Origin of the sequence: Nitrosomonas communis (assembly GCF_900114745.1) — a bacterium.
Lineage (GTDB): Bacteria > Pseudomonadota > Gammaproteobacteria > Burkholderiales > Nitrosomonadaceae > Nitrosomonas > Nitrosomonas communis_A.
The window spans coordinates 1-23,247 of the sequence record NZ_FOUB01000053.1 but is presented as its reverse complement, the minus strand read 5'-3'; the positions used below and the strand labels follow the sequence as shown (position 1 = coordinate 23,247).

The 23,247-nt window shown below is 42.9% G+C and carries 22 protein-coding genes, 1 tRNA gene and 2 pseudogenes; 11 read left to right on the top strand and 14 right to left on the bottom strand.

Annotation, left to right across the window (positions count from 1 at the left end; translation table 11 throughout):
- Positions 1–223: 223 nt before the first annotated feature.
- The 3 genes from BM122_RS24315 to BM122_RS24305 all read right to left on the bottom strand — a co-directional run bounded on the left by BM122_RS24315 (position 224) and on the right by BM122_RS24305 (position 1,581).
- Positions 224–829 (bottom strand): hypothetical protein, encoded by a 606-nt coding sequence (locus BM122_RS24315; RefSeq protein WP_218152109.1) that lies wholly within the window; start codon positions 827–829, stop codon positions 224–226.
- Positions 826–1,047 carry a transposase gene (locus BM122_RS24310; RefSeq protein WP_218152108.1) on the bottom strand — a complete coding sequence of 74 codons (222 nt, stop codon included), beginning with the start codon at positions 1,045–1,047 and terminating at the stop codon, positions 826–828. The genes BM122_RS24315 and BM122_RS24310 overlap by 4 nt, the downstream gene beginning before the upstream one ends.
- A gap of 117 nt (positions 1,048–1,164) precedes the next feature.
- Entirely contained in the window at positions 1,165–1,581 is a 417-nt protein-coding gene (locus BM122_RS24305) for a transposase (RefSeq protein WP_218152107.1), read from the bottom strand.
- A 391-nt stretch (positions 1,582–1,972) separates the two neighbouring features.
- Between BM122_RS24305 and BM122_RS26185 the strand changes: the two are divergent.
- Positions 1,973–2,140, top strand: a pseudogene (locus BM122_RS26185) (POT-type proton-dependent oligopeptide transporter); the annotation flags it as partial.
- A gap of 56 nt (positions 2,141–2,196) precedes the next feature.
- Here BM122_RS26185 and BM122_RS25315 read toward each other — a convergent pair.
- The 3 genes from BM122_RS25315 to BM122_RS15615 form a co-directional block, all read right to left on the bottom strand.
- On the bottom strand, positions 2,197–2,475 hold the full coding sequence (locus tag BM122_RS25315) for a hypothetical protein (protein ID WP_256212112.1): 279 nt from the start codon (positions 2,473–2,475) through the stop codon (positions 2,197–2,199).
- Positions 2,476–2,627: 152 nt separating this feature from the next.
- Entirely contained in the window at positions 2,628–3,338 is a 711-nt protein-coding gene (locus BM122_RS15620; RefSeq protein WP_256212113.1) for an IS5 family transposase, read from the bottom strand.
- Positions 3,339–3,526: 188 nt separating this feature from the next.
- The gene (locus BM122_RS15615; protein ID WP_074906545.1) at positions 3,527–3,916 is read right to left on the bottom strand and encodes a YchJ family protein; all 390 of its coding nucleotides are present in this window, start codon (positions 3,914–3,916) and stop codon (positions 3,527–3,529) included.
- A 343-nt stretch (positions 3,917–4,259) separates the two neighbouring features.
- Here BM122_RS15615 and BM122_RS15610 point away from each other — a divergent pair, with 343 nt between their 5' ends.
- The 3 genes from BM122_RS15610 to dapE all read left to right on the top strand — a co-directional run bounded on the left by BM122_RS15610 (position 4,260) and on the right by dapE (position 7,417).
- Complete coding sequence (locus BM122_RS15610; RefSeq protein WP_083398531.1) at positions 4,260–5,405, top strand: MlaE family ABC transporter permease; 1,146 nt, start codon at positions 4,260–4,262, stop codon at positions 5,403–5,405.
- On the top strand, positions 5,405–6,187 hold the full coding sequence (locus BM122_RS15605; protein WP_074906544.1) for an ABC transporter ATP-binding protein: 783 nt from the start codon (positions 5,405–5,407) through the stop codon (positions 6,185–6,187). Before BM122_RS15610 ends, BM122_RS15605 begins: the two co-directional genes overlap by 1 nt.
- Before the next feature lie 99 nt (positions 6,188–6,286).
- A complete protein-coding gene (gene dapE / locus BM122_RS15600; protein ID WP_074906543.1) occupies positions 6,287–7,417 on the top strand; it encodes a succinyl-diaminopimelate desuccinylase in 1,131 nt (376 codons plus the stop codon).
- Positions 7,418–7,489: 72 nt separating this feature from the next.
- On the opposite strand, the gene hemH is transcribed toward dapE, so the two are convergent.
- Positions 7,490–8,575, bottom strand: a complete 1,086-nt coding sequence (gene hemH, locus BM122_RS15595) for a ferrochelatase (RefSeq protein ID WP_074906542.1) — start codon at positions 8,573–8,575, stop codon at positions 7,490–7,492.
- 55 nt (positions 8,576–8,630) lie between these two features.
- The gene (gene hrcA / locus BM122_RS15590; RefSeq protein ID WP_074906541.1) at positions 8,631–9,653 is read right to left on the bottom strand and encodes a heat-inducible transcriptional repressor HrcA; all 1,023 of its coding nucleotides are present in this window, start codon (positions 9,651–9,653) and stop codon (positions 8,631–8,633) included.
- Between the two features lie 173 nt (positions 9,654–9,826).
- Between hrcA and BM122_RS15585 the strand changes: the two genes are divergently transcribed.
- Together BM122_RS15585 and recN are read left to right on the top strand one after the other, a co-directional pair.
- Entirely contained in the window at positions 9,827–10,711 is an 885-nt protein-coding gene (locus BM122_RS15585; protein ID WP_074906540.1) for an NAD kinase, read from the top strand.
- 12 nt (positions 10,712–10,723) lie between these two features.
- Positions 10,724–12,403, top strand: a complete 1,680-nt coding sequence (recN, locus tag BM122_RS15580) for a DNA repair protein RecN (RefSeq protein WP_074906549.1) — start codon at positions 10,724–10,726, stop codon at positions 12,401–12,403.
- Between the two features lie 134 nt (positions 12,404–12,537).
- Here recN and BM122_RS15575 read toward each other — a convergent pair whose 3' ends face one another.
- The 4 genes and pseudogenes from BM122_RS15575 to BM122_RS15560 all read right to left on the bottom strand — a co-directional run bounded on the left by BM122_RS15575 (position 12,538) and on the right by BM122_RS15560 (position 18,169).
- The gene (locus BM122_RS15575) at positions 12,538–14,775 is read right to left on the bottom strand and encodes a hypothetical protein (protein ID WP_143083474.1); all 2,238 of its coding nucleotides are present in this window, start codon (positions 14,773–14,775) and stop codon (positions 12,538–12,540) included.
- Positions 14,776–14,909: 134 nt separating this feature from the next.
- On the bottom strand, positions 14,910–17,375 hold the full coding sequence (locus tag BM122_RS15570) for a TonB-dependent siderophore receptor (RefSeq protein ID WP_083398530.1): 2,466 nt from the start codon (positions 17,373–17,375) through the stop codon (positions 14,910–14,912).
- A 122-nt stretch (positions 17,376–17,497) separates the two neighbouring features.
- Positions 17,498–17,933, bottom strand: a pseudogene (bfr, locus tag BM122_RS25310) (bacterioferritin); the annotation flags it as partial.
- Positions 17,934–17,974: 41 nt separating this feature from the next.
- Complete coding sequence (locus BM122_RS15560; protein ID WP_074906538.1) at positions 17,975–18,169, bottom strand: (2Fe-2S)-binding protein; 195 nt, start codon at positions 18,167–18,169, stop codon at positions 17,975–17,977.
- Between the two features lie 234 nt (positions 18,170–18,403).
- Here BM122_RS15560 and BM122_RS15555 point away from each other — a divergent pair, with 234 nt between their 5' ends.
- From BM122_RS15555 to BM122_RS15535, 5 genes are all read left to right on the top strand, one after another.
- Positions 18,404–18,688: a hypothetical protein gene (locus BM122_RS15555; protein ID WP_143083473.1), complete on the top strand. Its 285-nt coding sequence runs from the start codon at positions 18,404–18,406 to the stop codon at positions 18,686–18,688.
- A 41-nt stretch (positions 18,689–18,729) separates the two neighbouring features.
- Positions 18,730–19,017, top strand: a complete 288-nt coding sequence (locus BM122_RS15550) for an FmdB family zinc ribbon protein (RefSeq protein ID WP_371264935.1) — start codon at positions 18,730–18,732, stop codon at positions 19,015–19,017.
- 142 nt (positions 19,018–19,159) lie between these two features.
- Complete coding sequence (gene aspS, locus BM122_RS15545) at positions 19,160–20,950, top strand: aspartate--tRNA ligase (RefSeq protein ID WP_074906535.1); 1,791 nt, start codon at positions 19,160–19,162, stop codon at positions 20,948–20,950.
- A gap of 8 nt (positions 20,951–20,958) precedes the next feature.
- Positions 20,959–21,402 (top strand): dihydroneopterin triphosphate diphosphatase, encoded by a 444-nt coding sequence (gene nudB, locus BM122_RS15540; protein WP_074906534.1) that lies wholly within the window; start codon positions 20,959–20,961, stop codon positions 21,400–21,402.
- 282 nt (positions 21,403–21,684) lie between these two features.
- Positions 21,685–21,760: transfer RNA gene (locus BM122_RS15535), tRNA-Lys, on the top strand.
- 369 nt (positions 21,761–22,129) lie between these two features.
- On the opposite strand, the gene BM122_RS24290 is transcribed toward BM122_RS15535, so the two are convergent.
- Both BM122_RS24290 and BM122_RS15525 read right to left on the bottom strand, forming a co-directional pair.
- Positions 22,130–22,570: a site-specific integrase gene (locus BM122_RS24290; RefSeq protein WP_218152105.1), complete on the bottom strand. Its 441-nt coding sequence runs from the start codon at positions 22,568–22,570 to the stop codon at positions 22,130–22,132.
- Positions 22,571–22,814: 244 nt separating this feature from the next.
- On the bottom strand, positions 22,815–23,247 hold a 433-nt coding region (locus BM122_RS15525; protein ID WP_305728213.1), incomplete at its 5' end, for a transposase.

The window sequence follows — 23,247 nt, the reverse complement described above, 5'->3', positions numbered from 1 at the left end:
GAGATTGCGCCACCGACTATGAAGCACTTTCGGTTCAACGCAACGCCCCTCGTTGGATCAAGGCATTGATTCGTTTCGGTTTCATTACGAAACCAACCTGATCTAACTATTTCTAATTTTATGGCTTTCAGTAGCCAGATTCCCACTCACCCATAATAAGGGTTCTTTCACGTTAAAGTTTCGGAGTTCATTTTCCCTCTTAAACTAGAGATATTACTTTGATTTATAAGGCATCAAGCTTTATTGTTCCAGGATCAAGTTGCAAGGTTTGAACAAAAAAGTACTGGATGTGTGCGTCGATAATATCCAGTAATAAAGTAATTGCGTCGCCCAGTACGGCTTTTAATTCATCTAATGCACCAGTAATGATGGCACGAAATACTTGCCATAACTTGCTGGCAAAGCTTATATCGGTGCTATTACTACAAATCTTCTGCCGTATCTGGGCAATACTGTTGGCATCTTGTATTTGTTTGGCGATCGCCAGCAGACAAAATCGGATAGCTGCCAAATGAATGGATGCGATATAGGCGGCATAATGGTTGCTTTGCTCTTTCAGCAATCCGAGATGCTGCTTTGCTTCCTTGAAATAAACTTCAATTGCCCACCGCATGGCAAAGCGTTGTAAAATCTCCGTGGCGGATAAAGCGGTATCGGTACATAAAAAGACCACCCAGTCATGCTTGCCTGTTTGGGTTTTAGTTTTATCAACCGCGCCACGGACAAATAGCAACCGAACTTTAACCCATTGTTCAGAGTCCTTAGGGCTTTCGGCCAGATTGAGTTCTGCATCTACCATTTTAGCTTGGTAGCCACAGCCGGCAATCATCTGCCATTTTTACGGACACTGTGCCGATAGAGTGCTCTGGCATCCAATTCCTGTCTCACCATGCTACCCTTGGCATATTCACTTACACGATATTTCATCTTGTTCTTCTTCATCCTGAGAATGGCAACCAATGCGGTTTCCTGGCTCAGGCGTATCATCGCTTTGCTGCCGTACCATGCATCGGCCAATAGATAACTTGCGTCAATCCCAGCCCGCACCAGCCCGGTGAATCATACTGGCAACCTTCTCTGGCTTGCTTTGGTTTTGAGCTATACGATAACGCTTCGCCACTATACTGCGCCCATCCTGAAATGGCTGTTCCAGAGGCTGGGCTTTTACCTGGCTAATAAACAATTCGCTATCCAGTGGCACAAACCTTCTTCGCTTGCCAAATCCAGTGTCACTACTTGCTGTCCCATCACATGCCTTCCCAGGGTGTGATCAAAATGGCTCGATATGCCAGGCATCTTGTAACCAAACCGTCGTACTACCGTATCATCCACAACAAACGCACTATTCTTCGCCTGATAACTTGACAGCACCTTGCGCGCAACCTGCTCATGATGCTTGCGCCAGTTCAGATCTTCTCGGTTCAGGGTGTCGTAAAGCACATCTTTATCCATCCCTTGCAGCAACCCTTCGCGCGCAAACATGCCAATAGATTCCTTCTTTAACCACAACCACAGCGATAGCGTGTAAATCACTTCATTGATTGGCCTGCCTGAACGTTTGCTAAATCCACAACGGTTCAATAAGGTTTTTATCCCTAGCCGTTGTCAAAGCATAGCAAAAATATTATCAATTAAGAGTTCGCTTGCTTGCAAAAGATCAGCCGTTAAAGCTGGTAAAGCTGTGATTTTTGTGACAGGATTCATTGGTGTTCTATTAGGGAGTAATAATATTTCTAGACAAGCGATATTATACCCTTTTAGAACACTTTATTCTTTATATATCAATGTGTTATTGATATTCCGCGAATCCAGAAACTTTAGTTATAGCTTTATGGATTTAGATATCATTGGGGTCAGCTTTTTTTTCCATCACTATTATCGGCCCTACTGCAATCATTGCTGACAAAACGCTTACTTTAATTGAGAAACAACGTATAGGGGTTATTTATATCCTTGCCTTTTTCGTTATTTTTTCTGGGCAGCATTCGAACAAGCGGCTGCATCATTGATATTTTTTGCAGAAGAACAAACTGATAGAGACCTATTCGGCACAGAAATTCTAGCAAGCTTTTTTCAATCAATTAATGCCGTACTTATCATTATTTTAGCCCCGTATTCTCCCTTATCTGGACATTCTTAGTTCAACTCAATTTAGAACCATCATCACCTACTAAACAAGCTTTCGGGTTATTGTTTTTATCGATAGGCTATGGTAATTGCATTTGGCATAAAAGGGATAGATCTAACTATTAAAATTAATTTCATGTGGCTAACTAGCTTATAGTTATTGCATATTATTGGTGAATTGTGCTTATCACCAATTGACTTAGCGATGGATATAAAACTAGCCCCTGAGAAATTTGCTTCCTTGTTAATGGGTGTATGGTTTTTATCAAGTGCAGCTGCCAATAAATTTGCAGGCACATTAAGTTCTTTGTACCCTGATCCTGCATTTCCTGCGCCGTCAAAAATCATAATATTTGAAATCAATGATCTATATGAGTTTTTTTGATTTTTGTCATTTTGTCCGGGCTTGCATCCTTGCTTTTATTTACACTCATTAAGACATTACAAAAAATGATGCACGGTGTGCAATAAATCTGTTTGTACTAGGGTCTGTTGACATTTTACATAGGTAACCATAGATATCCACATGCTATAGCTACCATACTCTCGTAATTTCGCTTCAGTTTGTCGTATCGTGTCGCTATTGCCCGGTACTGCTTTAGCCGGGCAAAAGCATTCTCCACCAAATGCCGGTATTGATATAAACCCCAATCCATATCTGCATTACCCTTCAACGAGTTGCGCTTTCTCGGTATCACAGCCTGAGCTCCCTTCTTCGTTATCTGTTCCCGTAACCATTCGCTGTCATAGCCCTTGTCCGCCACCATCGCTTTTGCGTCAGGTAACCTGGCAATCAAATCAGGTGCTGCAGAACAGTCATTGACTTCTCCACCGGTGATTTCAAACTCAACTGGCAAGCCATAACCATCGACCACTAAATGGATCTTGGTGGTATTGCCTGCACGGCTTTTCCCGATAGCCTGCGATTCTTGACTCGCTGCTCCCGCACTATGTTGATGCGCTTTAACATAGCTGCCATCAATAAATTTCCACTCCCAATCCGGATCAACAGCCAATGCTTTGAAAATATTGAGCCATTTCCTGCTCAATGACCAGGCATTGAATCTTTTATAGATGGAATTCCAGCAGCCGAACACCCTGGGCAGGTCGCGCCACGGACAGCCAACCCGCATTCGATACAGTAGGCCTTCTACCGTCATGCGCAGATTGCGCTTGTTATAAATCGATTCTTGAAGCAGAATCTTCTCCAGCTTCGATCAGTACTCATCATTGAGCATTATTCGGGGCATCGCAAACTCGTTTTGTTGGTGGTATGGGAACCCCAATATTACGAGTTTGTTTCTATCTATGAAATACTTATCTTAAAACGTCAACAGACCCTAGCAGAAAATTGCTCAGGTGATGATAGTCTCAACGGATCTTCGTTTTGGCTACATGATTAGAGGATATCCCCATCTATATAAAACCATTGTCCTGCTTGGTACACAAAGCGACTGATTTCATGCAGACGATGAGCACGACCGCTTACTTTATAGCGGGCTATAAATTCAACTATCGCATGTTCCGGTGCGAGTTGTTCATGGTGCTTCACTTCAAGATTGAGCCACTTTCTGTACGGTCGATCTGCCAATCTAAGCGAGGTTGGGCGGGTACTGTGATACCAGGTCGCCAAAAGATAATCTTCACGACCAAGTGTATACGCAGTGTAGCGTGAACGCATTAATACTTCTGCATTAGAAGCAACTTCGCCTTCGTCGAGATAATGGCCACAGCAGTCAATATATTTTTTATTGCTGCCACAAGCACAGCGCATTGTATTGATATCCATATTAAACGTGAAAGCTTCATTAATAAAATTATTTTATTCCATTTATAAATTGAATGTGATTTTGTCGGGCACTTTTTGCCGTACTCTTTATACTGTCTGCGGCTCGCTTTCGTGTTATTTTTGATTTAGAAATGGAATAAGCAGGCAATATTAGATATTGTATAAATTAATTTATTTACCCCTAGAAAAAAAGTACTCACTGTTTTTTTAATTAATCCTGATTATCATAATGAGGTTTATCTCTTGAGGGTGGTCTATAATGACTCATCGTTTGCATCTTGACACACTTTGGTAGTCTATTTTTGCTATATAGCGTTGCTTCATAACTACAAAAAAGAAAATTATGCTGCCCAGTAATCATATAGATGATACTTCACCTTGGTATCAAATAACTGTCGAGCAAAATATATCCTGCATCAAACTCACGGGCAGTTATACGCTGGCAGCATTAGACCAACAGCTACAGAAAGTAGGTGCCAAGCTTACTCATTTTGCAACACAATCAGATCTTCACTGGGATTTAACGAGTATCCAGCAAATGGATCATGCCGGTGCCGTATTAATCTGGCGTGCCTGGAAAATGCACCGCCCAGCTAATTTATTGATACGACCTGAGCATGAAAGGTTGTTTACTCACTTGGAAAAAGCACGTCCTGCACCTAAACCCGTACGCCGTGACATTCTTTGGCCCATCCTGACGCTGGGTAGGCGTTTTTTTTTATTTTGGGATCATTTGACTGGCATTATCACGTTATTAGGGCAGGTATTACTGAATGTTCTCTATCTCGTCAAACATCCTAATCAAATTCCACTGCGAGAGATTTCTGCAAATTTATTCAGAACAGGGGCGCAAGCACTGAGTATTACTGCACTCGTGGGTTTCCTTATCGGAATTGTCCTGAGCTATCTTTCTTCTGAGCAACTTCATAGCTACGGTGCGGATATGTTTATTATCAATATTTTAGGAATGAGTATCGTTCGTGAGCTGGGACCAATGCTAGCTGCAATATTAGTTGCTGGCCGTTCTGGCTCATCAATGACAGCGCAACTTGGTGTGATGCGTGTTACAGAGGAATTGGATGCTCTGACCGTCATGGGTATCCCACATAGCTTAAGGTTGGTTTTACCTAAAATCATTGGATTAGGGATCGCTATGCCGCTCGTTGTACTTTGGACCAGCGCGATTGCCCTGCTCGGAGGAATTCTGGCAGCTGATCTGCAAATAGGGTTGAATTATAAATATGCATTGAGTAATTTACCCGATGCTGTTCCAGTTGCAAATTTATGGATAGGGATGGGCAAGGGGGTAGTCTGTGGCATGGCCATCGCCCTGATTGCTTGCCATTTTGGTTTGCGTATTAAACCGAATACTGAAAGCCTTGGCGAGGGTACGACCAATTCCGTAGTGACTTCCATCACAGCAGTTATCCTCATTGATGCGATATTCGCGGTAATTTTCTCGAATGTAGGTCTTAAGATTAGGAGCTAATGATTAATAATGATCCTATTATAGAGCTACAAGGCTTGTATACACGCTTTGGTAGTCATGTCATCCATAAAAACATTAACTTAAATATATATCAGGGAGAAATATTATCCTTGGTCGGGGGTTCAGGTAGTGGTAAAACCACCTTGCTGCGCCAGATGTTAAGCCTGGAAATTCCCGCGCAAGGGAGTGTTAAGATTCTTGGGCACTCCACATATGATTGTGACCTTGAATTATTGAGAAGCTTACGTAATCGCTCAGGCGTTTTGTTTCAGCAAGGTGCACTTTTTAGTGCGCTGAATGTATATGACAATATTGCACTGCCGATGCGCGAGTTACATTGTCTGACGGAAGAAATGATTCGCGACCTGGTCATGTTAAAACTTGATATGGTTGAAGTAGAAGCGCAGCATGTTAACAAAATGCCGGCGGAACTCTCAGGGGGTATGATCAAACGTGTTGCTTTAGCACGAGCACTTGCATTGGATCCCGAAGTGCTGTTTCTGGATGAGCCTACAGCGGGTTTGGATCCGCCATTGAGCGAGAGTTTTATCAAACTCATTCAAACATTACGCAAGGAACTTACATTGACGATCATCATGGTCACGCATGACCTGGATACGTTGGCCGCGCTATCTACGCGTGTCGCAGTACTGGCTGATCAGAGCCTTGTTGCAGTAGGTGAATTGGCCGATATCATAAAAATTGATCACCCTTTTATCAAAGAGTTTTTTCTTGGGGAGCGTGGCCGGAACGTATTACGAAATGTATTGACTCTCCCTTAAGTAAGGCGCCAGTAAAATATAAAGATATAAAGATGTACCAGATAAATCGCTCGTGTGAATTTTTAAATACTATATGCTATTCATTCAAGGAAATATTTCATGTCTGCTGACACATTGACACTTGCCCAAACGTTAATTGGCCGTCGCTCACTTACACCAAATGACGATGGTTGCCAGGAAATATTAATCAGTCGGCTAAAACAAATCGGGTTTAACATTGAAAGCATGCGTTATGGCGAAGTTGACAATGTATGGGCGCGCCGGGGCGATGTTCAGCCAGTTGTCTGTTTTGCAGGCCATACCGATGTCGTGCCAACCGGCCCATTGACTCAATGGGAAAGTGATCCGTTTATACCTACTGTTCGGGACAATAAATTGTATGGGCGCGGAGCAGCGGATATGAAGTCTTCTCTGGCTGCTTTTGTGACCGCCATAGAACATTTTGTCTCTACCCATCCCAATCATAAGGGATCCATTGCATTATTGATCACCTCAGATGAAGAGGGAGTTGCCGTGGAGGGCACGGTCAAGGTGGTTGAAGTGCTGAAAGCGCGCAGAGAATTGATTGATTATTGCATTGTCGGTGAACCGACCTGTACTAATAAACTGGGTGATACCATCAAGAATGGGCGACGTGGCTCACTATCAGGAAATTTAATTATCAAGGGAATACAAGGCCATATTGCTTACCCCCATCTTGCCAAAAATCCAATTCATCTGGCTGCGCCAGCTATCGCTGAACTGGCCCGGACCGAATGGGATCAAGGTAATGAGTATTTTCCTCCTACGACATGGCATATTTCCAATTTTCATGGTGGGACAGGGGCTACTAACGTTATTCCGGGCGAAGTGAGCCTGCTATTTAATTTCCGCTTCTCAACCGCAAGTACGGTTGAATCACTTAAGCAGCGAGTTCATGAAATTCTCGATCGGCATGGCTTGACTTATGAATTGATATGGGAGCTTTCCGGTAAACCTTATCTTACCCAAAAAGGAAAATTAGCTGACGCACTCAGCGCAGCGATTAAAAGTGTCACAGCAATTGAACCCGAGCTCTCCACTACAGGTGGCACTTCTGACGGTCGTTTTATCGCGGATATTTGCCCTCAAGTAGTCGAATTTGGGCCGCGCAATGCCACTATTCATAAACTCAACGAGTACGTGGAGATAGAGGATATAGAGCGATTATCAGAGATTTACCGACTAACTTTGGAGCGATTATTGAAATAATAATTATACTGTATGGGGGAAAACAATTATAAATAATAAAAGAAGTTGCTTATTTATGGTTTTCTTAGCAACTTATTCTATGGCGCCCATCTCCAGTGCAAGATTACGTGATTGTTCAATTTCTTCTTCAGTTGGTTCTGAACCTAGCCAGCCCTGCAGGTGAGTGTAAGCCATATCGCTCAACACTTTGATCCAATCGTGATGCTCATTGAGGCATGGGATAAAATGAAATTCCTGCCCCCCAGCTTCAATGAAAGTTTTTTTTCCTTCAATGGCGATTTCTTCCAGTGTCTCCAGGCAATCCGAAACAAAACCAGGGCAAACGACATCCACGCGTTGCGTTTTTAACTTGCCTAATTCTTTGAGGGTCACGGCAGTATATGGTGTTAACCATTTCGCGTTGCCAAAGCGCGACTGGAAACACACTTGGTATTGTTCTGCATCTAGTTCTAGCGCTTCTGCCAGTAGCCTGCCAGTTTTCTGACATTCACAGTGATAAGGATCTCCTTTGTCTAGCGTTTTTCGCGGGACGCCGTGAAAACTGAGGATAAGCTTGTCGGGTTTACCATGCTCAGCCCAATAATCTCGAATATTTTGTGCTAGTGCAGCAATATAGCCCGGATGATCATGAAAATGCTTAACTGTGCGAACAGCCGGAATATTACGCATCTTTTTCAGCTCCGAAAAAAGGCTATCTATGGCTGAGCCGCTGCTGCTAGATGCATATTGCGGAAAAAGCGGAAAGGCCAGGATGCGATCACAACCGCGCTCTTTCATATGTTGCAATACATGCGCGATAGATGGATTACCGATGTTCATGGCAAATTCAACGATAGGGGCTGGTTTAATGCGCTCTTCCAAAGAGCGTGCTAATAGCCTGGCTTGCTGCTCAGTATGGATTTTTAACGGAGAGCCTTCCGGCATCCAGATTTGCGCATATTTTTCAGCCGATTTTCTTGGGCGCGTATTAAGGATAATGCCATGTAATATCAACCACCAGATCCAACGAGGAATTTCGATGACTCTTGGATCACTGAGAAACTGTTTTAGATAAGGTCTCAGCGCTTTTGCAGTAGGGGCGTCAGGTGTTCCCAAATTAATCAGCAACACTCCAATTTTACTTAAGGTCCCGTGTTGGTAGGCTGGCTCAGGTAACATGGATTTATTTAGTTTTATTTCTGCTTAAACTGGTAAGATGCATAAATAATATCTGTCAATTTTTTGACAGCCCACTTGTGAGCAGTCTGGCAGTAATATCTACGATCGGGATAACACGCTCATAAGCCATACGTCTCGGACCAATAACGCCGACAGTACCCACTACTTCTCCTTCAATTTCGTAAGGGGCCGTCACTACACTGACTGCATCCAATGCAGCGACATCTGATTCTCCGCCGATGAAAATTTTTACACCATGAGCTTGGCGGCTCAGTTCCATGAGCTGTAACAATTTGGTTTTACGCTCAAATAACTCAAAAAGTTTTCTTAAACTAGTCAAGTTGTCAGAGAGATCCTTAACATCGAGCAGTTTATGTTCACCTGCTAATACAACGGCTTCACTGCTTTCACGAATGACATCGCTGCTGATTTCAATTGCTGTGCTCATCAGACTCGTCATATCATGGCGCAATTGCTTTAGCTCTAACTGCAGGCGGCTGCGGATTTCTTCCAGCGCGCAGCCTGCATAATGCTGATTGAGAAAGTTGCTTGCTTCGATCAAGTCTGATTGATTGTAGGAAGTTTCAGTAAAAATGATCCGGTTCTGCACATCGCCTTCTGGCGTCACCATAATCAGCAGAATGCGCTTTTCAGACAATGCCATAAACTCGATATAACGAAATACGGCGCCACCTGACCGTTTGGGTGTAACCACTATTCCTGCAAACCGGGTCAATTCGGAGAGCATTTGCGAAGCTACATTGATGAGTCTTGACGGATTATCAGGATGCATCTGGTTTTCCAGGTGGGACACCTCTTTACTATCTAATGATTGGACGACCAATAAGCTATCGACGAAAAAACGGTAACCCTTAGCGGTAGGTATCCGGCCGGCTGAAGTATGAGGGCTGGCGACATAACCCATTTCCTCAAGATCAACCATGACATTGCGGATGGTAGCAGGACTGAGATCTAATCCAGAGAATTTAGAAAGCGAACGCGATCCTACTGGTTCGCCTTCATGAATAAAGCGTTCGACCAGTGTCTTCAGTAAGATTTTGGCGCGTTCGTTAAGCATCTGTTTATTCTACACGATACAGCTTTGCTAGAGAGTATATTCTGGAAGAAAAATCCAGCTTTCTTTAGTAGAGAGTTATTTCAGCAATAATTTTTTTACCTTTCAGACACGCTGCGTTAATATGCAAAATATTTACTGAAGACATTTGATATCTCAAATATAAATTTGTTTCCATGAGCGCATTTTTCAACAAAATTGCATTAATCGGTAAGCATAAGAATCCGGAAATCCTGGCACCGTTATTGAGTTTGGCAGAGTATTTAATCAGCCGCAATTTTGAAGTGGTACTTGATCAATTGACTGCCTCACATCTTGGCAAAATTGACTACCCAGTGCTGACATTGGAAGAGATTGGTGCACAGGCTGATCTTGCTGTGGTATTAGGGGGAGACGGCACCATGCTTAACATTGCGAGGATTCTTGCCCCATTTAATGTGCCATTGGTCGGGATTAATCAAGGACGGCTCGGTTTTCTGACTGATTTGACAGTGGATACCATGACGGAAACGCTTAGTGCCATGCTGGATGGGCAGTTTGTTATCGAAAAACGCATGCTGTTATCTGCAGAAGTATTGCGCAATGAGGTAAGTGTGTTCAGGGCGTTAGCGTTTAATGATGTGGTGGTTCATCGAGGTATTAGCACCGGTATGGTTGAATTTGAAGTACGCATCAATGATGAATATGTCTACTCATTACGCTCTGATGGCTTGATTGTGGCTACTCCCACGGGATCAACAGCTTATGCGCTTTCTTCAGGAGGGCCTATTTTACATCCCTGCCTTGATTTGATTGAGTTAGTCCCAATATGCCCTCATACTTTGAGTAATCGTCCTATCGTGGTCGAACCGGATGCAATGATCGAAATCAAGGTGCTTTATACCACTGAAACCAAAATATATGCGGATAGTCATTCCTGGTTTGATCTAGGGGAACATGACAGGATTATCGTGCGATGTTTCTCCGAGAGAGTCAAATTGTTACATGCGGTCAATCATAGTTACTACCGCATGTTGCGAGAAAAGCTAGGTTGGAGTGAAATTCCCCAAAAAAATCAATAATAGTTGCTTGGCATGTTGATTCTTTTAACGATTCGTGATTTTGTGATTGTTGATTTAGCTGAACTGATGTTTAAACCAGGCTTTACAGTTTTGACCGGTGAAACAGGTGCAGGAAAATCCATCCTAATTGATGCCTTGATGCTTGCGCTGGGAGGACGTGGCGAGGTGAGTCAGATTCGGCATGGCTGTGAGCGTGCAGAAATCATTGCCGAATTTGATATCGACAATCATCTAAGTCTGCAGGCATGGTTGGGAGAAAATGATCTCCAGGGTGATGCTGGCATTTGTATACTTCGCCGTATTATAGACACTCATGGACGTTCCCGCGGTTATATCAATGGTAATGCCGTAACCTTGCAGCAGCTTCGTACCGTTGGCGATCAATTAGTTGATATTCATGGGCAGCATGCGCATCAATCTTTGTTACGCAGTGACACGCAGCGAGACTTACTTGATGGCTATGCTGCCAATAGTGAGTTAGTCAAAGCGGTCGCAGCAGCTTTTCAACATTGGCAGCAATTGCATCAGCAACACCTTAAATGGGAGCAGAATGCGGCTCTATTTTTACAAGAGCGCGAACAGCTGGAATGGCAGCTTCAGGAACTTTCTGCACTGAACTTTTCAATAGAGGAGTGGCAAGCATTACAGACTGATCATAATCGTTTGTCTCATACAGCAAATTTGTTGGAAGCAGTCGAATCCAGTTTGGAAATATTATGCGAAAGTGAATCTGCTGCGTTGGAGCAGTTGCATACTGTGCTCACTCGTCTGCGTCATTCTCTGGATTATGATAATGATCTTAAGTCTCCTTATAATTTATTGGAAACTGCCCAGGTTCAGCTACAGGAAGCAGTATACGAATTAAAACACTATCAACAGCGACTGAATCTTGATCCGCAAAGTCTACGTATTATCGAGGACAGAATTTCAGCTATTCACGCCTTAGCTAGAAAATATCGTCTTTCTCCAGAGGAGATACCTGATTTATTGCATAGAACAATGCAACGCCTGCAGGAACTGGGACATAATGCTGATGGAGACAGCCTGGGTGAAGTAGTATCATTGGCAAAGAAAGCCTATGAAGAACTTGCTCAGACACTTAGCACCAAGCGACGCAAAGCGGCTGAAACATTGGCACATCAGGTCACTGAGGTGATGCAAACGCTGGCAATGGCGGGAGGTTCTTTTGATATCATACTGATACCTTGTAATCAAGCCAATGCGCATGGATATGAACAAATTGAATTTCAAGTTTCAACGCATCGAGGGCTACCGCTACGCCCGCTCGCAAAAGTTGCTTCAGGGGGCGAATTATCACGTATCAGTCTAGCCATCCAAGTTATTACGAGCCAGATAAGTACAGCGCCAACCCTGATATTCGATGAGGTAGATGTAGGAATAGGGGGACGAGTGGCTGAAATTGTCGGCACACTTCTTAAGAAGTTAGGCAAAACGCGCCAGGTACTTTGTATTACCCATTTAGCTCAGGTAGCCTCAATGGGAGATCAGCATTGGCAGGTGGTCAAAGTGCCTGGGTTGCTTGCAGACAATCCAGTGTCTAGCGCTATCCGCTCACTGGATGAGCAGGAGCGGGTAGAGGAAATAGCGCGTATGCTTGGGGGAATGAATATTACTGCCACGACCCGCCAGCATGCTACGGAAATGCTACAGCAAAATAAGAAGTTATCTTGAGAAATCTTGCTAATTTTGATCAAAAAATAGAATAACAAAAAAACAGAGCGGGATCTAGAAATGACTAGATCCCGCTCTCCATGTTTTAGAAACTAAACCCCACCTTACATCATGTTAAGTGGGGCGCCAATTATTTAAATTAACTGGCTTTCATAATTTGCGATAACAGACAGTATGGTTTCTCTCGCATCAATTGCTTTATCCACCTTATTCTGATTAATGGCTTCTTTTAAATCCTGCAGCGCGTTTTCCATTTTTACGCGTTCTAATGAGCCTAAACGCAATGCTAAATCTGGAAGGAATATATTGGCATACAGAGATAATCTTTCAGCTGCCAGCGTAGCTTGATTCTTGTCAGCCTGAAATGTTGATTCAATCTCTTTTAAGTTATTTTTAACTTGACCTATTATTCCTTTGCTGATTTCGCTTACGATTTCGTTTGCGGATACATTAGCCAAATCTCTGGTCAATTGAGATTTAATACGAGTACTGCCACTCGGATTGGTTTGTGAAATAAACTCTTCCACAATGCGATAGAAGAATTCGCCCTCAATCTGTTTTTCTCTTGCTTCATTAATATCTCTATCTCTTTCTGAAATAATGCCTTCCACTTCACGCAGCACTCCAATTAAGAAACTTCTGACTAGTGGGACGACGATATTTTCACGTGCGAGCGCAAGATTTGTTTTATCCTCTGCGCTGTTTTTAACCAATGCTTCTTTCCCATTGATAAATGCTAATGTTATTTGATCATCCAGATCAGGGTTGCTGCCTGATTCGATGGCCAGTTTATCCGCTGTGAGTACCTTGTTTTCTCTGCCTGCTGTACCAACAATTGCGAGAAAGGCAGCATAGGCCCGATCCCACTCAAGTTCCAGCGCATCGGTTGGCAGGCTATCAAAAGCGTCCAGCGTTAACGTTATGCGGTTATAGACAGTTAATGCGAAAACGCGTTGTAAAGTTTTATCAATGGCTTGGGCAGCTAATGCAGTCTCATTTCCGCTTCTGATAACTTCTATGGCGTTTAATATGTCGTTATTCATCGACAATCCATAGATGCCGTCCACTATTTGCGTTAGTTGCTGTAAGTCTCCTTCATATTCAGCAGCAATGGCATCGGCGTTCATGGGCGTTTGACTACGTAATTCACCAATAGCTTGATAAGATGAAACTGCCCCATCAATGATCAAACTTGTATCATTTGTTTTATTAAATTTAGTAAGCTTAAGTTGATTCTCATAGTTGGTGAGAATCGTTGAAATGACTTGACGCGCTTCCGCTGATTTAGGCTCACTGTTTTCACTGCTTGCAATTTGCAGATTATTTAATGCATTTTCAAAATTGCTACGTACATCTGCGCCTAGACGTAGCTCTAGATCCGGCAGAAGGATCTTGGCAAAATAAAGTGTTCCTGCAGCCTCTGCCATTGCATGAGCGCGATCTTTGCCAATATTATCTTCTTGGCCTTTCATTTCAGCTTTTACTCGACCAATAAACCCTTTGTTTAATTCACTGACTAATTCATCTGCTGTAATTTCGGAAGGATTGCCTGTCAACCGAGCTTTTATCAGCAAATTACCTATTGGATTATCCCGCGCGACAAGTGACTCAATAATACGATAGAAAATTTCACCTTCTTTCTGTTCGATGGCCGTCGTTTCCGGATCTCTGTCTCTGTTATTAAGAACACCCGCTACTTCACGTAAAACCGAATTGTAATAGGCACGCGTTAATGACATTCTGGTCGCGTAGCGCTCAATACCAAAGTTAGCAAAGTCTTCGTCCGGGTTATTTTTATTTAATGTATTTCTAATTCTTTCAAAGGCTTCATTTATTGCAATATCTAATCCTGAATTGGTGCCTTCCACTAAAGATTGTTTATCTGTAGTAAGAACTTGATTCGGTCTTGCAGTAGTTGAGCTAAGCACTTGAGCCGATACGAGCGCTTCATCTGTCATTTGATTTAGTGCAGCAGGTGTCGCCTCTTTAAATTGATCCCGTATCGACGCAATACGGTTAAAAACTGTTTGGTAAAAAACACGTTGTAACGTCTTGTCGATGACCTGACCGGCCAGCTGTGGATCATTATTCTTTTTGATATCCTCAATTGCAGTCAAGATATCACTATCCAGACTCAATTGGTTGGTAGTATCGACTTCCTGCACAAGCGTTTGTAATGCACCAGCGTAAGCGCTTGCAATAGCATCTGCGTTAATAGGCGTTTCTCTTCGTAAGGTACCAATCGTCTTGAAGGCAGCAGCTGCTGCTTCAATCGCCTCTTTATTAGAGGTGGTTGCGGCATACGCTGTTGCGCTTGCGTATAGCATCAAGAAACTGCTTAATATGATTATGAATCTTGAAACAAGCTTCATATAAATCTCCCTTTTTGAAAAAATGAAAAGATTAATAATAGTACGAATAATAATTATTATTGTTTATTTTGAAAATAGATTGTTTTAAATTTGTATACTCCTAAAAGCTAATAACAATTATTACAGATACTTAGCTAGAAATTAGCAATCAAAGCTGCACGAACTGCAATGGGGGAACCGGGCATAATATTGTTGTTATTTTGAACAGATGCAAAATAATTAACATCAAATACATTTTCGATATTGAGTTGCGCGCGTACATGCTTATTAAATTGAGCAAATAGTGCTGCATCGACGCGTGTAAAATCTGGAATAACCACTGTGTTATCAGTGGAGGCAAACATGTTACTTCGATAAATTACGCCTACTGCTGCACCGAATTGGGGAATGAAATCGTATCGACTCCAAATGGAAAAAGTATTGCGTGGAAGCTCAGCGACTGTGTTTCCTTTCGGCGCTCCGAACTGCTCGCTAGTGATTTCCCCATCTTGATAAGCATAGCCCCCCATCACATTCCAATTAGAAGTTAGCTGACCATTTACGCCTACTTCGACGCCTTCAGTACGCTGCCCTTTGGTTAAAAATGATCGTGATGAATCATTGGGATCAATCGTTATAACATTGGTTCGATCGATGCGATAGGCTGCACCAGTCAACGAAAGATCAGGGCGAATATCCCATTTTATACCTACTTCATAATTCGTAAATTTCTCGGGTTTAAGAGTTTCAGTAGTAACAGTCAGTGAGGTTAATTGTTCTCCTGCTCGTGGCACATATGCCCGACTAAAGCTCGCATAAAGGGAAAAAGGCTCAATCGGTTTATAGATCAGGCCAAATCTTGGTGACAATAGGCCATCCTTGGTTTCTAGATGATCTTGATTATTTCTATCGCGAAAATCCGTTTCAAATAAATCATAGCGCACGCCGACTATTGCCTGGAGCTGGGGGATGAATTCTATCTGATCTTGAAAATAAAATGATGTGATATTAACTTTACTGTGATTATTCGCATCAATATCTCTATTGACAAAGGTAATAGGGGCATTTGTAATGGGGTTGCTGACCGGAATACGCAAATTGGTTTGTCTGGGATTATTATTGAAAAATGCTTCTTTCCGCAAATTATCAGTGATCTGTTGTCCTACTTCTATACCCGCCAGCAGCGTATGTGCCACAGGCCCTGTTTCAAGTGAATACAGGAGATCTGTTTGATTGAAAACATTCTCACGGTCAGTTGCATCGCTATAAGCGTCAATGGATACTAAACCATTAAAAACTGGGCTAGCGGGAAATACATTCTGGTAAAACTTATCGAATTGAGCGTAATTGGTTCGATTACGGAGGGTTACTCCAAAATCGAATTTATGCTCGATCAACGAATTAAAAGATAAAACATCAACTCTGGAATCGCTTCGCCTTGGATCTCCAAAAAATTGTGAATGTTTAACATCAAACGGGCGCCCTTGGAAAGAAGGAATCCCACGATCAGCAGTACGGTCGTCATAGTATCGTTCCATGTTTACAACAACTTTAGTGCGATTAGTCGGTTTGATGGTCACGGTTGGAGAAATACCGAGCCGATCTGAATCTACTCCATTTCGGAAACTTCCTGCTTCTTCAAATAGACCATTCACCCGGAAAGCAATTTGATCATTAATTGGCTGATTGAAATCGGCGGTCATTCTTTTTAGACCATAAGAACCTCCCTGGAAAAAGAATTCGCGAATCGGTTCCCAGCCCGCTTGCTTTGTTACGCGGTTAATGACCCCCCCAGAGCCGCCGCGCCCAAAAATCATTCCATTGGGGCCTTTCAATACTTCAATTCGTTCGATGTTATAGAGATCACGAAGATATTGAGCATCATCACGCACACCATCGACAAAAAAGTCCCCAGTTGAGCGATTTCCTCGGAATATCAAGGCATCGCGATTTCCCTCACCTTGCGACACACCGACACCCGGTACATAGCGCACAGCATCGGCTATACTTCGTATTGATTGATCTTTAATGACACTCTCTGTAACGACAGAAATTGATTGAGGCACATCGCGTAGCAGGGTGTTAGTCTTGGTTGCTGTGGTGCTGCTGGTAGCCATATAGCGACTTGTTTCGCTACTGGCTGTTATTTTGATCGAGGGGAGGGTAGTGACAACTGGGCTGAGCGCAGAGTCGGTGGATAATTTGATTATGGTAAAACCTTCTGGATGCGATACTGGCTGCAATTCAGTACCTTTAAGTAATTGATCTAATGCGGCAGAGATTTCATAATTACCAACCAAGCCTTGGGTTGCCTTATCTTGTATAACAGCATTATCAAATAAAATTTTTACTCCGGATTGCCTTGAAAATTCACTGAGTGCATTTTCCAGAGAACCGGCGGGAATATTGTAAGAGCGCGTGACAGGTTTGGGAATTTCTGGCGATTCAGCAAAAACTATATCTGGTAAGAAAATAATAAATATTGAAAAGAATAAGGTCGCATATACAAAAAATCGGTTAAATCGTGTGCTCTTATATCTGCTATATTCGCTTCGTCTTGGCAATAAAATATCGATCCATTCCTGTTGAGTAATAAAGCTTTTAAAACTGGGGGTGTACATTATTATTTTTAATACGATAAATCAAAATTAAAGATCGATTTTGCACGGGAAGGAGAGAGAATATTCGACAAGAGCTTGCTAGTCATATTACTGGAAATTGAATACCAGCAATAGAACAAATTACCAGCCTTTTGCATGACATCTAATTGTGTTTCTAACCAATCGATATGTTCTTCAGTATTTTCAATAATATGTTCCGAAAAGTTCTCGTGAAATATAATCTTGAACTGTTTCACAGGCAGCAATCGCAGCAAGTAGCGTTTTGCGTGAGGTATTTTCCAGAGTGAGGTCACAAGCCACGCATTCCTGGGGTGATTCACCAATCAAAAACTTTTCCAGTTCCTGTAAATTGGGTAATCCATCCAGAAACAAGATACGCTCAATGAGTTTGTCAGCGTGTTTCATCTCCTCGATCTATTCGTTATATTCATGCTCGCCAAGTTAGTTAAATCACCAGCTTTTGTACATCCGGGCATGAAGAAAATACTGATTGATCACGGTTAATTCATGCAATAACTGACGATTTAACCAATTAATAATGTCAGCGTTCCCTTTCACAGTTGTTCCCTTGGACGGTTGACTCGTAAGAACGAGTGAATTTAGGTGACAGGGGGTTGGGCCGGGGTTTCTTGCATTAATGCTTGCTCAAGCACCCTTTTTGCGTGGCAGGCACAAATTCCACATTGCTCGGTAATACCGAGATTAGCTTTTAGATCACGCATCCGTTCAGCACCTTGACTGACAGCTTCGCGAATTGCATGATCAGTAACCCCCTTGCAGACACAAATATACATGAAACACGCCTTTTATCGATTGGTTTCGCAGTTGAGTTGTTTACTTTTCTGAATATAACGCAGCAAACAATATCGTTAATGAGAATTATTCGTAATTATATTCATATTGGCAGAGAATGCAAGTAGTCCGAATTAATATGTTTCTGCGCAGCAATCCGTCTGGCCGTGACATGTGAAAAAATTATCGCTACAGAAGCTAACTAGACATGAGTAGACATACCGAGGCGTAATTAAGTGAGCGACATGCCGTCTCTTAGGCTAGGGCAAGACAATGAATACAGAGGAACGTTTTCAGGTGAAACGAATTGTGGTGGAATCTGCCGCTTTACCCTTGTAGCTGCTGTCTCATTACTGCAACATCGCGCAGAGTATGCACGAGAGTTGACCTTGAAACCGATTCAAGTTATTCAGGACTTTAAAAAAAGTGTTACAGCATATATATTCTTTTCCGCAGGATTTTGTAAGTATCCTGAGCAAAGCTGTTTTACTTATTTCAAAACAATTGAATACAATGGTTAAAGTATAATGTTGCTTTTTCCATTGAAGGATTAATGGAGATAATGATGCCTATTTATGAGTATGTTTGCCATTCGTGTGGTGTAGAGAAAGAACATTTGCAAAAAATGGGTGATTCACCCATCGAAAATTGCCCTGAGTGTGGAAGTGGTGAATATGTTAAGCAGATTTCTGCTGCCGGCTTTCAATTGAAGGGAAGTGGTTGGTATGCCACAGATTTTAAGAATAAACCCACGTCTGAAATCAAAACGAACTCAAAATCAGAAACTAAGAGTGAAAAATCAGAAACTAAGAGTGAAAGCACAGTCTCGTCTGCTACCACAACGGAATGAGTCGGCTGCGTTATCACATCATTGCTTCCATGGACATGACGAGTCGTTTGATCATACTTATAATTAAACTGAAGTCTTTTCATTAACAACCGCGTTGAATTTGTAGATGCGCCTAATTTTCCTTATATAAAACCAATACAATATGCGTACTAACTATTGCGGCACCATTAATACTCGCTATCTGAATCAAATTGTTACGCTTTATGGGTGGGTCCATCGCCGACGCGATCACGGTGGCGTGATTTTTATCGATTTACGTGATCGTGAAGGCATTGTTCAGATTGTCTGTGACCCAGAAAATGCGAATACTTTTCAGATTGCGGAAAAAATTCGTAACGAATTTGTGCTTAAAATAACCGGGATAGTACGTCCTCGTCCAGAAGGAACGGTCAATCTGGCCCTTCAAACTGGCGAGGTAGAAGTACTGGTGGATACGATTGAAATTCTTAATCCTTCGCTTACACCACCTTTCCAGATGGATGAGGAAAATTTAAGTGAAGCGATACGTCTGGAGCATCGCTATCTTGATCTGCGCCGCCCCGTCATGCAAAAAAACCTGCGCTTGCGTCATAAAGTCACCATGGCGGTACGTTCATTTCTTGATCAACAGGGATTCATCGATGTAGAAACACCGATGCTGACCAAATCAACACCTGAAGGTGCGCGGGATTATTTAGTTCCTTCGCGCGTCAATGACGGACATTTCTTTGCACTTCCTCAATCTCCCCAGTTATTTAAGCAGCTTCTGATGGTGTCCGGGTTTGACCGCTATTACCAAATTACTCGTTGTTTTCGTGATGAGGATTTACGTGCGGATCGCCAACCGGAATTTACTCAGATTGATATCGAAACCTCTTTTCTCAATGAAAATCAAATCATGGCACTAATGGAAGGGATGATCCGCAATCTGTTCCGTGAAGCCATCGGTGTTGATTTGCCCGCTCCTTTTCCGAGATTGAGTCATGAGGAAGCCATGTTTAGGTATGGCTCCGACAAACCGGATTTACGCATACCCTTGGTATTCACTGAGCTGACCGACCTAATGCAGGAGGTTCCTTTTCAGGTATTTCGTGATGCTGCCAAGAAACCAGATGGGCGGGTAGCTGCCCTGCGCATTCCGAAAGGGAGTGAATTATCGCGCAAGGAAATCGACGATTATACCCATTTTGTCGCTATTTATGGGGCAAAGGGTTTGGCCTATATCAAGATCAACAGCCTGGAAAAAGGAATGGAAGGATTACAATCTCCCATCCTGAAATTCCTGCCTGAGCCAGTTGTAAAAGCTGTATTGGAACGCAGCGGTGCGCAAGAGGGTGATCTGGTGTTCTTTGGTGCAGACAAGTCCAAGATCGTTAATGATGCATTAGGGGCGTTACGTGTCAAGATTGGTCATGAACGTGGATTGATTGATTCTGAGTGGAAACCCTTATGGGTGGTCGATTTCCCTATGTTCGAGTGGGACGAGGAAGAAAATCGCTGGAAAGCACTTCATCATCCGTTTACTTCTCCTGCAGATGGCCACGAGGATCTACTCGTGACCGAGCCAGGCAAAGCATTATCCAAAGCCTACGACATGGTATTGAACGGAGTCGAAATTGGAGGAGGCTCCGTGCGGATCCATCGCCAGGATGTGCAATCAAAAGTCTTTAATGCACTGAATATCTCTGAGGGTGAGGCGCGGGAAAAATTTGGTTTCTTGCTTAATGCGCTTCAATACGGTGCACCACCGCATGGCGGGATTGCATTTGGACTTGATCGTATTGTTGCCATGATGACGGGCGCCGAGTCGATTCGGGATGTGATTGCTTTCCCAAAAACACAGCGTGCGCAGTGCCTGCTCACCCATGCACCTAATATCGTTGAAGAAAAGCAATTACGAGAGTTGCATATTCGCCTGCGTAATCCTAAAGAGGTCATTTCCTGGAGCTACTAATTTCAACAGTGCCTGCTTACAAAAAACCTGTCTCTGTCTTGGTTATTGTTCATACGGCCGATTTGCAGGTATTGCTACTGGAGCGTGCAGATCATCCTGGGTATTGGCAATCTGTTACAGGTAGTCAAGACCCGGATGAAACACTGCTTCAAACCGCTATCAGGGAAGTCAAGGAAGAAACCGACCTTGATGCAACATGCTATGAGCTGACAGACTGGCATATACAAAACCAATATGAAATTTTCCTGGAATGGCGCTGGCGGTATGGGCCAGGCATAACTCACAATACCGAACATGTCTTTGGACTAAAACTCCCCAAAATCGTACCGGTTAATATTGCTGCACGCGAACACTTAAGGGCAATCTGGTTACCTTGGCAGGAAGCTTCTGAGAAAGTATTTTCCTCGAGTAACGCAGAAGCTATTCGCGTGTTAGGATCGAGTAGACAATAATGTCATGTAACTAATTTGGAGTAGAGAGACTAGATATAAGGCGAGGGATACCATTACATAATGGAAAAAGTGGGAGTTGGTGTCGAGTTTATGAGATACTATATTTATTAATATTTTTATATTACAGGGTAAACTCGCATGGAGAAGGAAGATATCTTCATGATTATATAGGGATAAAATCTGCGCCTGTCCGGGAATTAGTTTTTTGTTTCATTTTATTTTGCTTTTCCAAGTGATAAAGTATTTTATAATGCTGAATGAATTGATATAATAGCGCGCTTTGGGTCGTTAGCTCAGTTGGTAGAGCAGCGGACTTTTAATCCGTTGGTCGCGAGTTCGAATCTCGCACGACCTACCAGATAAATAAAGGGTTGCAGGTAGTTTTGCTTGCAGCCCTTTTTTCCGCAATCGGCATACTTTTCCGCAAAAGTTATTTTGTTGGTTTAACTTTGTCACCTTTTCTTCCTCTTACATACCTCTCTGTAGTAGCCACGCTAGCATGTCCTAACTACTTTTGAGCTTGTCGTATGTCGCCAGCCGAATCAGCCTTGTCGGTACCGGCCTTAGACCTTAAATCCCTAAACTGAAAATGTTCTTTGTTTATACCGGCCTTTTCCCTTGCTCTGTCAAAGTGGAATCACAGCATAAAGCTCGTAAATCTTTGCCCTGCTTCATCCACAATCAAATGCAGTGATCGAATGGTATAGTGCGATTTCCTTGACTTAATTTATTCAATCAATGACGCGAGCTCTCCCTCAATGCTGATCCTTAGTTTCACTCCGGTTTTGTTTTGCTTGATCTGTAGAGCACCATTGACAATATCATTTTCCATTATCTTGAGTACATCAGAAGGCCTTTGACCAGTAAGAGAAGCTAAATCCATTGCGTCACATAGTGGGGCGCTTGCTGATTCATATACCGCATAATAAGTATCATCCGCTACATACACATTCTTTCGACCTTTCTCTTTGTGACCTTTGATTCCAACGCAGGGGTTTGGTAGGTTGGTATAACCCCATTCGCGAGCTTTGTTCCAAATGTGCGAAAATAATGCTTTTTCTCTGTTCGCCCTGGTCTTAGCTTCTCGCTGATCCAGGTATTGCCTGACATGGATCGGCTCAATTTCTTCAAGCGGGGCGTGGGATTGTCGAAAAATTTGAACAACCATTGTAGCTCCTCAAGGTTGTCTTCTTGCGTGCGCTGCGTTTTGGTCGGAATGACTTCCTTGATATAACGATTGGCCACATAGCGGAATGTAATAACTTCGTTATGAGTAGGCTTTGCGTCAATCTCTAACTCTGCCCATTTTTTCACTGCTTCAGCATAGTTCTTGCCAAGCGCAATCTCTTTTCGTGGTTTCCCGCCAGTGTCATAGAAATAATAAATATATAGCCTAACCAGTTAAGAATGATTCAGAATGTATAGGATTTAAAAAGCATCTCAACGGTCTGGTTTTGTTGTTTACGCAGTGCTTTGGCCTGTGCCCATTTATGTTCGATGGGATTAAGATCAGGAGAATAAGCGGGTAAGTATTCAAGGGTGTGCCCAGCGTTTTGTATGGCCTCTTGCGTATCCTGCCTCTTATGGAAGGTAGCATTGTCCATCACAACGACCGCATGTGACGGCAATTTAGGCAACAGGTCCTGCATCGCCCATCCATGAAATACATCGGCGCTGATATTGACTGCAAACAGGCTGACGGTTATCAATAGCTTTCCGATCAGGGCGCCAATCGCGTTGATACGACCTGGCGCATGCCAGTCATGCGTGCCATGACATCTCTGGCCAGCGGGTGCATAACCGTGCGTGCGCGGCGCATCCTGTGCAAACCCACTTTCATCAATA

Excerpts from the sequence above, each read along its gene's own strand:
- BM122_RS24315 (WP_218152109.1), bottom strand. The coding sequence starts at position 829 with ATGATTGCCGGCTGTGGCTACCAAGCTAAAATGGTAGATGCAGAACTC.
- BM122_RS25315 (WP_256212112.1), bottom strand. The coding sequence starts at position 2,475 with ATGATTTTTGACGGCGCAGGAAATGCAGGATCAGGGTACAAAGAACTT.
- BM122_RS15615 (WP_074906545.1), bottom strand. The coding sequence starts at position 3,916 with ATGGATATCAATACAATGCGCTGTGCTTGTGGCAGCAATAAAAAATAT.
- BM122_RS15610 (WP_083398531.1), top strand. The coding sequence starts at position 4,260 with ATGCTGCCCAGTAATCATATAGATGATACTTCACCTTGGTATCAAATA.
- BM122_RS15605 (WP_074906544.1), top strand. The coding sequence starts at position 5,405 with ATGATTAATAATGATCCTATTATAGAGCTACAAGGCTTGTATACACGC.
- dapE (WP_074906543.1), top strand. The coding sequence starts at position 6,287 with ATGTCTGCTGACACATTGACACTTGCCCAAACGTTAATTGGCCGTCGC.
- hemH (WP_074906542.1), bottom strand. The coding sequence starts at position 8,575 with ATGTTACCTGAGCCAGCCTACCAACACGGGACCTTAAGTAAAATTGGA.
- hrcA (WP_074906541.1), bottom strand. The coding sequence starts at position 9,653 with ATGCTTAACGAACGCGCCAAAATCTTACTGAAGACACTGGTCGAACGC.
- BM122_RS15585 (WP_074906540.1), top strand. The coding sequence starts at position 9,827 with ATGAGCGCATTTTTCAACAAAATTGCATTAATCGGTAAGCATAAGAAT.
- recN (WP_074906549.1), top strand. The coding sequence starts at position 10,724 with ATGTTGATTCTTTTAACGATTCGTGATTTTGTGATTGTTGATTTAGCT.
- BM122_RS15575 (WP_143083474.1), bottom strand. The coding sequence starts at position 14,775 with ATGAAGCTTGTTTCAAGATTCATAATCATATTAAGCAGTTTCTTGATG.
- BM122_RS15570 (WP_083398530.1), bottom strand. The coding sequence starts at position 17,375 with ATGTACACCCCCAGTTTTAAAAGCTTTATTACTCAACAGGAATGGATC.
- BM122_RS15560 (WP_074906538.1), bottom strand. The coding sequence starts at position 18,169 with ATGTATATTTGTGTCTGCAAGGGGGTTACTGATCATGCAATTCGCGAA.
- BM122_RS15550 (WP_371264935.1), top strand. The coding sequence starts at position 18,730 with ATGATGCCTATTTATGAGTATGTTTGCCATTCGTGTGGTGTAGAGAAA.
- aspS (WP_074906535.1), top strand. The coding sequence starts at position 19,160 with ATGCGTACTAACTATTGCGGCACCATTAATACTCGCTATCTGAATCAA.
- BM122_RS24290 (WP_218152105.1), bottom strand. The coding sequence starts at position 22,570 with ATGGTTGTTCAAATTTTTCGACAATCCCACGCCCCGCTTGAAGAAATT.